Annotated in this window: 4 protein-coding genes; 2 read left to right on the top strand and 2 right to left on the bottom strand. The window is 33.9% G+C overall.

The window, feature by feature from the left end; translation table 11 throughout:
• Window positions 1-160: 160 nt before the first annotated feature.
• Both dnaK and dnaJ read left to right on the top strand, forming a co-directional pair.
• Window positions 161-2,038 carry a molecular chaperone DnaK gene (gene dnaK / locus ACJMML_RS01100; protein ID WP_405305592.1) on the top strand — a complete coding sequence of 626 codons (1,878 nt, stop codon included), beginning with the start codon at window positions 161-163 and terminating at the stop codon, window positions 2,036-2,038.
• A 130-nt stretch (window positions 2,039-2,168) separates the two neighbouring features.
• Window positions 2,169-3,314: a molecular chaperone DnaJ gene (gene dnaJ / locus ACJMML_RS01095; protein ID WP_405305591.1), complete on the top strand. Its 1,146-nt coding sequence runs from the start codon at window positions 2,169-2,171 to the stop codon at window positions 3,312-3,314.
• 229 nt (window positions 3,315-3,543) lie between these two features.
• On the opposite strand, the gene ACJMML_RS01090 is transcribed toward dnaJ, so the two are convergent.
• Both ACJMML_RS01090 and ACJMML_RS01085 read right to left on the bottom strand, forming a co-directional pair.
• Entirely contained in the window at window positions 3,544-7,974 is a 4,431-nt protein-coding gene (locus ACJMML_RS01090) for a hypothetical protein (protein WP_405305590.1), read from the bottom strand.
• A 200-nt stretch (window positions 7,975-8,174) separates the two neighbouring features.
• Entirely contained in the window at window positions 8,175-12,521 is a 4,347-nt protein-coding gene (locus tag ACJMML_RS01085; RefSeq protein ID WP_405305589.1) for a right-handed parallel beta-helix repeat-containing protein, read from the bottom strand.
• Window positions 12,522-12,613: the final 92 nt, after the last annotated feature.

Raw genomic sequence — 12,613 nt, 5'->3', positions numbered from 1 at the left:
AATTCATATTTATAAATTATTTTAAAAAAATAAAAATTAAAATAATTTTTATTATCAAATATTTTAAAAACTTAAAAATATCTTAAACGATTGAAATATTTGAAAATTAAAAAAAATCAAAATAACTTTTATTAAAAAACAAAATGTAAAGGTGAAAACTATGTCTGATACTAAAAAAGAAAAAATTATTGGAATTGATTTAGGTACAAGTAACTCAGCTGCATCAGTGCTTGTGGGAGGAAAACCAACCACAATCCCTTCCGCAGAAGGTGCAAGCCAATACGGTAAATCATTCCCAAGTTACGTTGCATTTACCGAAGACGGTCAAATGCTAGTCGGTGAACCAGCAAGAAGACAAGCAGTAACAAACCCTGAAAATACCATCTCAGCAATCAAAAGAAGCATGGGTACCGATCACAAAGTTACAGTAAACGGAAAACAATATTCTCCACAAGAGATTTCCGCATTCATCTTACAAAAAATCAAAAAAGATGCAGAAACCTTCCTCGGAGAACCTATCCAAAAAGCTGTAATTACCGTACCTGCATACTTTGACGACAACCAAAGGACCGCAACCAAAGATGCAGGAACCATTGCAGGATTGGATGTTGTAAGGCTCGTAAACGAACCAACCGCAGCAAGCCTCGCATACGGTCTTGACAAAGCCGAAGAAGATGACATGAACATCATGGTATACGATTTAGGTGGAGGTACCCTGGACGTGACCATCATGGAATTCGGTGGAGGAGTGTTTGAAGTAAGATCCACCAGCGGAGACACCCAACTCGGTGGTACCGATATGGATAACGTATTAATCAAATACCTTGCAGATGAGTTCAAAGCACAAGAAGGCGTTGACTTGATGGACAACGACCAAGCAGTACAAAGGTTAAGGGAAGCTGCAGAAAAAGCAAAAATCGAATTGTCCACTACCACAACTACCGAAGTTAACTTGCCTTTCATTGCAATGGGAACTGACGGAACCCCTAAAAACCTAATCATTTCACTTACAAGAGCAAAATTAGAAGAGCTCGTCGATTCAATTGTCGAAAAATCAGGCAAACCAATGCAACAAGCATTAGATGACGCTAAAATGAGCAAATCAGAAATTGATAAAATCATCTTAGTCGGCGGACCTACAAGAATGCCAATCGTACAGAAATTCGTAGAAAAATTCATAGGAAAACCAGTCGAACGTGGTATTGACCCAATGGAATGTGTATCCATGGGTGCTGCTATTCAAGGAGGAGTATTAGCTGGTGAAATTAAAGACATCGTATTGTTAGACGTAACTCCATTATCCTTAGGTATCGAAACCTTAGGTGGAGTGTCAACCACTTTAATTGAAAGGAACACAACTATTCCTACCAAGAAAAGCCAAGTATTCTCCACAGCTGCCGATAACCAGCCTTCAGTAGACATCAACGTACTTCAAGGCGAAAGGAAAATGGCAGCAGACAACACTTCACTTGGACGTTTCCAACTTGTGGGAATCCCACCTGCACCAAGAGGCGTTCCTCAAATTGAAGTAACCTTTGATATTGACGCAAACGGTATTATCAATGTAACCGCTAAAGACAAAGGAACAGGCAAAGAACAAGCAATCACAATTACCTCTTCCACCAAACTGTCCGACGAAGAAATCGAACAAAAAATCAAAGAAGCGGAAATGAATGCTGAAGCAGATAAGAAAAGACAAGAAGAAATCGAAATCAGAAACAATGCAGACTCATTAATTTACACTTCAGAAAAAACTTTAGATGAACTTAAAGATCAAGTATCTGAAGATGAAAAGACTAAAGTCGAAGGACTTGTGGCTGAATTAAGAGAACTTATAGCTGGCGATGACGTTGATGCCATTAAAGCAAAGTCTGATGAATTATCCAACGTAATTCAGGAAATTGGTGCAAAAATCTACCAACAAGCACAAGCAGAAGCACAAGCTCAACAGCAAGCTGGAGCTGACCCTAATGCAGGTGCTGGCGACAACAGCGATGATGACACTATTGATGCAGAGTATGAATTAAAAGACGATTAGATTAAATAATACAGTTTTATTGGATTGTTAGGTTAATACAAAATCAGAATCAGAATCAAAAAAATAGTTAAACTAACAATTAAAATAAAACTATTATTTATTCTATTTATTATTTTTTTAAGGTGAACAAATGGCAGACAAGCGAGATTATTATGAAGTTTTAGGCGTTGACAAAAACGCTGATGAGAAAACAATTAAAAAAGCTTATCGTAAATTAGCCAGACAATACCATCCGGACGTTTGTGATGAACCAGATGCAGAAGATAAGTTTAAAGAAGTAAGTGAAGCTTACGCTGTCTTGTCTGATGATGAAAAACGTCAAAGGTATGATCAGTTCGGTCATGCAGGAATGGATGGATTTACAGCTGAAGATTTCTATCAAAACGTGAACTTCGACGACATTTTCCAGGGATTCGATATCGGAAACATATTCGACATGTTCTTCGGAGGAGGCGGTGGCCGCTCCAGAGGAAGGAATGCAGGCCCTCAAAGAGGTTCAGACATATATACCGAAGTTCCAATCACTCTTGAAGAGGCATTCCAAGGCTGTGAAAAGGAAATCAAGATTACAAGAAGCGAATTATGTCCAACATGCCACGGTTCCAAATCAAAACCTGGGTCCGATCCCGAAACCTGTACAACCTGCGGAGGAACAGGTCAAATCAAGGAAGTCAGCAATACTTTCCTAGGCCAGATGGTTAACGTAAGGCCATGCAGAGAGTGTGGAGGAACAGGTAAGATCATTACAGAGCCATGTGAAGACTGCCACGGTAAGGGAAGTAAAAGAAAAACAAAAACAATCAAAATCGAAATTCCTGAAGGAGTCGATGAAGGCAATCACCTCAGGGTTTCCGGCGAAGGAAACTGCGGTGAAAAAGCAGGCCTTGAAGGGGATTTGATTGTAACTATCCACATCAAAAGGGACAAGAAATTCACCCGTGAAGGCGACCACCTGTACATGGAACAGCAAGTGAGTTTCCCGCAAGCCGCATTGGGGGATGTGTTGAGCATTCCTACCATTGAGGGAAAAGAGGTTGAATTCAAGATTGCTCCCGGAACACAAAGCGGTACAGTATTCAAGCTAAGAGGCCAAGGAATGAACTCCGTCAGGCACAAAGGTAGAGGAAACATGTACGTTACCGTCAGTGTTGTAGTTCCTAAAAAATTAAATTCAAAACAAAAAGACTTGCTCAAGCAGTTCGCTGAAATCAGCGGAGATGAAATCAAGCAGGTCAAAAAAGGACTCTTCGACAGGGTCAAGGATGCAATGGAGTAGATTAGTCAACACTAATTTACTTTTTTACTATTTTTTATTACTGATTTTCAGGGCAAAAATAAGTGCCACAAATATTGAAGCAACGATGCATTAAATGCTGTTGTATAATGAAATCATCTGCAATAAATTATGGGTTATCGAATATAATTAAGCGATATTTTAAAAACAGTAATTATAAATTGAGTAATCTATATGAAAAAATAAAAAAAGTAATAGAGATTAAAAATCCCTATTTTTTAACAGTAATTTTAACTGATTTTGCAACTTTATTGAAAAGGTTGTTTCCAGCAAAAGTGACTTTAGCAGTGTATTTACCTTTTTTCTTTAAGTTTTTAACTTTAAAGGTGGCTTTACCTTTAGCGTTGGTGGTTGCTTTGTAGGTTTTACCTTTAACTTTTAAAGTGACTTTAGCTTTTTTGATTGCTTTACCTTTACTGTCTTTTAAGGTTACAGCATATTTTTTGGTTTTGACTTTAGCTTTGAAAGTTTTCTTATTAGCAGTCAATTTGGCTGCTTCTTTGCTGATTTTGATAGTTGCAGTCTTGGTGGATTCTGCATAATATGCATCTCCAGCAAACTTAACTGTTAACTTTTGAGTTCCAGCTTTAGAAGCAGTGATTTTGTAATTAACTACACCTTTATCATCAGTGGTATATTCTTTACCGTTGATAGTTACTTTCTGATTTGCTAAAACATTACCTGAGTTGTCTTTTAAGACAATTTGGTAATTTACACCAGATTTAGTAGCGGTTACTAAAAGTGATTTGTCTGGAGCGGTAATTGCTGATGGTGCTTTGGTAATGGCGACATAATTATAAACAGATTTATAAAGGTAGTTATTATCGCCCTCAAATTTAATCAAAGCAAGATATTCTTCAGGAACCACATTAATGTTGAATGTGGCTTTACCGTTCATATCAGTAACGTTAGCGAATGTTTGACCTGCAAGAGATACAGTAACTGTTTTATTAGACACTGGACGACCGTATTCATCTAAAAGTTTAACTGTAAAGAGATCATCAGTGCCGTAAACTTTGGTAAACTCAACAGCAGCAACAACAACTTTGAGCTTATCGGTAGGAACACCTGTGTTTCCAGATTCAGTTATATTACCTGTTCCATAAATAGTCATATCGCCTTCACCTTCATTACTGGTCATTTTGTTATCGGCAATAGTACCATTATTGTCACCTAATTTAGCCGCATAATCTCCGGTTGTTTCAATCTCATTGTTTGTAATAGTGAAATTACCTTTTTTGATTACAACACCAGTATCAGCGATTCCCATTTGATCCCAAATAGATTTATCGCCTACTTTTGAAGCATTGGAAGTAATATTGTTGTTATCAATGGTTATTTCATCAATATAAGCACCAATACCTATAGTATGATTACCACTTACTTTAATATCATTTTCAATTATTTCTGCTTCGGTTCCACCTACTTCAATACCTACAACATAATAAGCTTCACCGGTTATGTTATTCTTTTGAATAGTAATGGTGACCGGCATGTAATTCATTCCAGAGTAAATCGGGTAAGCAGAGTTAGCAGCAGTAGTGTCTATATTATTTGAAACGATTATTCCTTCAGCAGTGCCTTCAACATCAATGCCACATGCATATTCGTCAGATGTTACAACAATATTGTTGTCTGAAATAACAAAATACTCGTCATTAATAATGATAGCATAGGTATAACCTGCACCATTAACAAGTATATCGTTAGAAACAACTTTTGCATTAGCGGAATTCAAAATATCAATACCATAAATAGTATCCCAGCTAGTGCCTCCATTAGTGCTTATAGTAATATTATTGTTGTTTAATATCGCATCATCACAACCCACTATAACAATACCTTCACTGAAAGATTCACGGGTAGCGCCCCAGTTAACAGCAAAGGTAGGAATAGCAATGTCAAAATCATTATCCCTAATTACAAGATCACTATTTTTAACGAAAACAGCATATGATCTGGTATTATTGGATGAGTCATAAATTGGGTAACCCCAATCATCATAGCCAATGATTACGAATTGGTTATCAACCATACCATTGAATGTTACATTGTTATCAACAATAGTTAAGTTAACTTCTTCAGCAACAATAGCATAATTATTAACTTTACCACTATTAGCATTAACAACAATATCATTATCTATAATTTTCACAATATCATTTGTTGAATCAGCATTGATTCCTATGGCATTAGAAGCGATTTTATTATCAGTTATGATTGCATTACCACTAATTACTTTAATACCGCAGTTATCAGTTTTCATACTATCCCAAACAGGATTATCTCCAACATTTGAAGCAAAAGCATTAATAATATTGTCCTTTATTTCAACCTTGGAAACTTTAGTTCCAATACCAATAGTATGATTACCATCTACATAAATAACATTTTCATAAATATGAGCTTCTGAAGCAGCAATCTCTAAACCAACAACATAGTAAGCTTCACCTTTAATTTCATTGTTATTGATGGAAACCACTACGTCCTGACCTGCTACCATACCAGTGTAAATCGGATAAGCGGAATTGGTTGCAGTAGCAGTGACAATATTGTTCTCAATCTCACCTTTAGCTGCACCTTCAACATCAATGCCACAGGCATATTCGTCAGAAGTTACAGTAATGTTATTACTATATATTTTGAAAAGTTCATCATTAATAATGATACCATAGGAATAACCTGCACCATTAAGAACTATATCGTTAACCAGAATGGTTGGATTAGCGGAATTCAAAATATCAATACCGTAAATAGTATCCCAACTATTACCGCCATTAGCACTTATTGTAATATTATTGTTGCTTAATACCGCATCATCACAACCTGCTAAAACAATACCTTCACTGAAAGATTCACGGGTAGCGCCCCAGTTTACAGCAAAGGTAGGAATGGCAATATCAAAATTATTATCCACAATCTTAACATCAGTATTTTTAATGAAAACACCATAGGTGTGAGTGTTATTGCTGGTATCATAAATAGGATAACCCCAATCATCATAGCCAATGGTTACGAATTGGTAATCAACCATACCTGCGTATGTTACATTGTTATTAATAATAGTTAAATCATCAATCTCACTAGCAACAATAGCAAAATTATCAACTTTACCACTATTAGCAATCACATTAATATCATTTTTTCTGATAACAACAGTGCCTTCTTCAACTGCTTTAATACCTACATTAGTAGAGGAGATATTATTATTTTCAATAGTTACATCACCTAAAACAGCAATAGCAATACTTTCTTTACCTAAAATAGTGTCACCTGTATAGTCATCACCAATATTTGTACCAAAACAGTCAATTGTATTTTTAGAAATAGTGGATTCACCATTATGAACACTGTCACAAATTCCGACTGTGTAATTACCTTTTACTGAAATATTATTGTTAGTAACTTCAGAATCCCATTGTGATAACTCCATACCACAGGCAAAGTAGGATTCAACATCAATAGTGTTATCAACATAATTAACACCATCAATAATACCCATAGTTAAAACACCACTAATAATACCATAAGTTGCGCCAGGTGCTTTAAGTGAGATTGTGTTATTTTTTACAGTACCCTCTTCAGAAGGTCCTTCGACTTCAATAGCGTTTGCATAATAATTATCAGAGGAAATTGTTAATTGATTGTCTGAAACTTCAAAATCGTTTCCTGCAATCAAAATACCATAAATATAATTGTAACCTGTTGCTTTAATTACATTGTTTTTAATTAAAACATCTTCAGAAACAATAGGATCCTCTGAAATCAAATTCATTGGATTTCCCCTAACAGAAATACCGACTATTGAATCTAATTTACCATAATGATTATTATATTTAATATTCATTTCATTGTCGATGATATTTACATCGTAACAATAAAATAAATCAATACCTGCAGAGAATATTTTAGTATTTTCAAGTGAATACATGTCAGGATGTTTTATAGCAACTGAAGGAAGTGTAATATCAAAATTGTTTTTTTGAATTACAATCTCATTCGAAGACAATTCTTCATCCTCATCCCCTTCAATACGAATAACATTATTTATGTAATTTCCATTTGTGCATCCAACATAAGTTATATTGTTGTTAATAATTTTCAAAGTATCGACAGAAAATGCATAAATTGCATAACTATCAGAATCTTCAACAGCAGTGAAATTTATTTTACAATCAGAAATTATTACATTAGAAACTTCAGACATAGTGATTAATGCATAATCTGAACCTGTTAAATCAAAACCACTTATTTCAACATCATCTGAAGAAATTACAAAGGATACTCCGTTAAATATTGCATTTTTTCCTGTGAACTTAATTTCTCGATCAATGGTAATATAATTTACATCAATTCCTGAAAAGTCCCCTTCAAAAATTAATTCATCATCTGTTACGGTATCCAACAAATTACCGGAATCATCAAAGTAATTGTGGAACGTATTATTTGTTACAACATTTTCCGCTTTCAAAACATCATCAAAGCCATCATCAGCTTCAACAACTCCTTCATCCTCAACACTAAGCGGTGCATTATCTTCTTGAACGCTTAGAACATCTTGGTCAATGGTTACTTCATCATCCACTTCTGATAATGTTACATTTTCATCAGCCGCAAAAGTTGCACTAACTGATAAAACCATTAAAAAAAGTAGAAGCAATGAAATAATCAGGGCTTTTTGTTTAATATTTACACCTCGTTATTATTATTAAATTAAAGTATAGTCTAATAAATTTGATGAATAAAAATTATAGATTGACTATATTAAAAAATAGTAATTAAATATATTTAAATGTTATTAAAGGTCATTTGAAAAAAAAGTAAAATAAAGGTTAAAAACCTTTACTTTTTGATTTTGATTGTATTTTTAATTGTGCATCCGCCAAAACTTGAACTGATAGAATATTTACCTACTTTCAAATTCTTAATGGATGCAGTAGCTACGCCTTTTTTATTTGTTTTGGCAGTGTATTTTTTACCTTTGATTTTAAAAGTAACCTTTTTCTTTTTCACTGCCTTACCATTTTTATCAACAACTTTTACTGAAAATTTAATCTTTTTAGCTTTTTTCGCTACGATATTTTTTGCAGTCAGAGTAGGCTTGAAAGTTAGCTTGTTTGAAACTTTATCGCCATTAAACTCTGCAGTTATTGTGTAGGTTCCGGCTTTCAGTTTGAGTGCTTTGGTGGCATAACCGTTTTTATCTGTCTGGACTTTGTAAGTTTGACCGTTTACTTTAATGGTTACAACATTTCCTGCACCATAGCTTCCGTCAGATCCTTTTACGCGCACTTTATAGGTTATTGTGTTTCCATAATATACAGTATAACTTCTGCTTTCAACAATTGAAGGCAAGACAGTTATTTTCGCAGTATTTTTAGAATCATAATACTGTGCATCGCCTGCAAATGAAACAGAAACTGAATAGCTGCCTTTAGAGATAACCGGCATGATTATTTCTCCTTTGGAATTGGTTGAAATATCATAAGTTTTTGAACCGATTTTAACTGAAACCAACTTATTAGATAACAAATTATCTTTTTCATATTTCAAAATGGCTAAAACACCGCCAGGATAAACATTTTTATTGACTGTGAGTGTTGTGCTTACTAATTTATAAACAGTTAAATTAGCATTTGCAGAAGTTGATTTGAAATAATCCGGATTAATGATTTTTGCAGTGATTATTGGATAATCATCATATATTTTAGGTATCTCTCTAATGAGAGAAGCTATACCGTTGACATCACTAATTGCCTTACCCTCATAAACTTCATCACCGTCATCATTGATGTAGAATTCAACAGTTATTCCCTCAACCCCAATGCCTAAAATGTTCTTAATTACTGCCATGAATTCGGCGTTTCTATACATTGCACCGGTTGTATTGTATAAAACTACATCCAAGTCTCCATCTTCAACACTTAAAAGAGCAGAGAATTCAGTTAATCTGAAGTATTTTTTATTTACTATTGCTGAAAATGTATATGAAGCGGGAGTGTAGTCAACAAAACTATATTCGGATTTTGCTTCACCATTTGCGATAATGGCTTCCCCAATTATATTTCCGTCCAAATCCATAAATTTGACTGTTGCACCTTCTAATGCAGCATCAGTAGTTGTGAAAACAAATGTTCCATTTTCCAAGTAATTGATATTGATATCTTGAAGACTACCATTTACCAAATACTTATAATTGTTCCTTACAACATTATTTGAAGCATTATTTACTCCATCATCACCTATTCCTAATTCTGAATCCAGATAATTGTCCTCAATTACATTATTGATTGCATCTTCATCAAGAAGTATGGCATAACCTTTTTTGGAGGTGATTTCATTGTTTTTAATGTTATTATTAGTTGAATTAGAATCAAGATAAATTCCTGCATTTCCTTCAGAGATCACATCATGATTGTTAAATGAAATTGCTTCACCGGTTCCATTAGCGATGATTTTATTTTTGACAATTTCATTATTAACAGAATTGGCAAGTGCAAATCCATAAGCTAGTTTTGCATTGATTTCAAAATTATTTTCGCTAATTTTATTATTATTTGAATTGAAAGATTCAATTCCATATACCACATCGGAATTTATTACGAATGTATTTTTATTGATTGTGGAATTTTGTGGATTTTCTAAATTAATACCATAAGCTACACAATCAGATTGCATATTAACAACATTTGAAGTAATTAGTGTATCTGTAGATTCCTGACCAATCACAAATCCTTCAACAAAATATGTTCCTTCTAATAATATTTGATTGTTGATAAACCTGGTATTTGTTGCACCTTGACCTTCAGGAGCATTATGTCCTTCAGTATATCCTAAAACGCCCATACCATAGATATAATTATCATTACCACATACATAGACATTATTTGATGAGAAGGTATTATCATGAGAATTATAGTACAAATCAATACCTACAAGAGAGTTTGTGGATTGATTGGTGCCAACTGTTCTATTTAATTTAGAAGTGACATTAACCCTATTTCCAGAAACGTTATTTCCGGAAGCATAAATCATTAAAATTCCGTAAGTTCTGAAAATTCCTGTAACATAATGATTTCCGTCAAAGCAACTGCCATCAAGACAACTGCCATCTAAACAATTACCATCCAGACAATTACCGTCTAAACAATTACCATCCAAACAGTTACCATCCAGACAATTACCGTCAATGCAGTTACCATCAATACAAGTTTCACCACCGGAAAGGACATAAAGGTTACCTGTACCTTCAGTTTTAATGGTATTGTTGATAAAATTACAGTCCTCAACTGTGTGGGCGAGCAGTGTGTAAGTTAAATAACTGCCACTGGAGAATAGTCTGTTGTTTAATACATCAACATTGCTTGATTCCACCACATAAACTGCATATGCAGAATTTAGGTCACAAACTTCAATATCACAATTTTTAATTGTGGCTCCAAATACCCTATAGGCAACTACTCCCCAACAATTTGATCCTCCGGCATCATTATTTCTAATCACTAAATTTTCAAGCCATGCACCGTCAGAAGATACTTGGAAGGTAGTGTTATAGAAGATTGCATTTTGACCATTGATTTTGACACCTCTATTGACAAGGATTCTTAGATTGTGGAATTCACCTTCAAAATTTAATATATCTCCGTCTTTAATATCTGATTTGAATGCTCCATTGTCTTCCAAGAAAGTAGTATTTAAATTGGAAGGAGTTACTGTATAGGTTGTTCCATTAAAATTGTAAACCGGAACTGATGGATCATATTCACCTTCAGGAGTTAAAACCTTACCTCCATTTTTTGGAATATTGTTCGGACCTATCACATTTACCGAATTAGCATCAGCGTCCCTTGCATCAATAGCGTAAGTGTTACCTGTAAATATATAGTTATTTACGATAGTAATGTTTCCAGGCATTCTTTTTGAACTTAATTTTTGGATTAGAACACCGACACCAGATTGGCTTGTAATGTTATTACCTATGACTGTTAGGTTATAAGAATAAGAATTATATAAAATTCCCACACCTGAAAGTGTTGAAATATTATTGTTCTTAATTATTATATCAGAACCCTGTGGGTGTATTCCAGTACCTCTATAAGCTATCTGGACAATATTGTTTTCTACAGTAGAATGGTCCAATACTGAAATTCCCGCACCACTGGATAATATTCTTGAATTTAAAATTGTATTATTTGCAATAGTTGAATAAGTGCCTCCAACAATTCCTATATCTCCACCTACCTCAATTGTAGGATGATTATAATCAGCACCTGTTAAATTAATTATCCAATTATTAATGATTCTGTTACCTGAACCCTGTGAAGATACTCCTCTATAAGCTCCAATAATCCTATTTGAGTCAACAGTATTATATTCCCCCATTAATTGAATTCCATAACTCCAGGAAGTAGGAAGAACATGATATTTTACAGTGTTATTGTAAATCAAATTAAAATTAGAGTTTCCTCCCTTCAAAGGACCTCCAGAGTAACTTGATAAGTAAATTGCATTTGCATCATCACAATCGATTAGGTTATTTGCTATATAATTGTAATGAGCTCCACTTATAAGCAATGGAGGAGTTGAACGAGTTCCATGACCGTAAGTAATTCCATATGTATTTAAATTATTGTTAGTGACATTATTATAATTTGCACTATTTGCAATACAAACCGCATAAGATGAAGCCCCAGTATTGTTTATAAAACAATCCTGAATGGTACAATAGCTTACACCATTTAAAAAAATACCATATGTTGTTTCTTTTGTATTGAAAATGTTCACTTTTGAAATAGAGCTTCCGGAAGCCCCATCAGAAAATGTAAACATGCAATTGGATAATCTGACATTCTCTTTTCCAATAACATTTATTGATTTTTTAAAAACAAACTTTAAATTTGAAAAATCGCCTTCAAGATTAATTGTATCTCCTTCACTTGCGGAAGAATCCTTTAATTCCCCTGTAGATGCATCAAAATAATTATAATAATTTGATTTATTGACAGTGTGGGAATTAGCAGATACAATATCCTCACTATCAGAAGCCACAACATCCTCAGATGCAACTTCTTCTAAAACAGTTCCATCATCACTTGAAATAGTGTCATTCAAATCGTCAACAGCACTCACAGCGCCGATAGACACTAAAAGCAATAATAAAACTAATAAAAAATTAATTTTTTTAATCATGATATACCTCTCTTACATAAATAATCTATACTATTATTATGTATTGAAATAAAGTATATTTAAAAATTACTAAATTTAAAAAAAATAAAAAA

The organism is Methanobrevibacter sp. (genome assembly GCF_045130115.1).
Taxonomy (GTDB): domain Archaea; phylum Methanobacteriota; class Methanobacteria; order Methanobacteriales; family Methanobacteriaceae; genus Methanocatella.
Note: the sequence above shows the minus strand (reverse complement) of the source record. Positions and strands in the feature narration are given on the sequence as shown.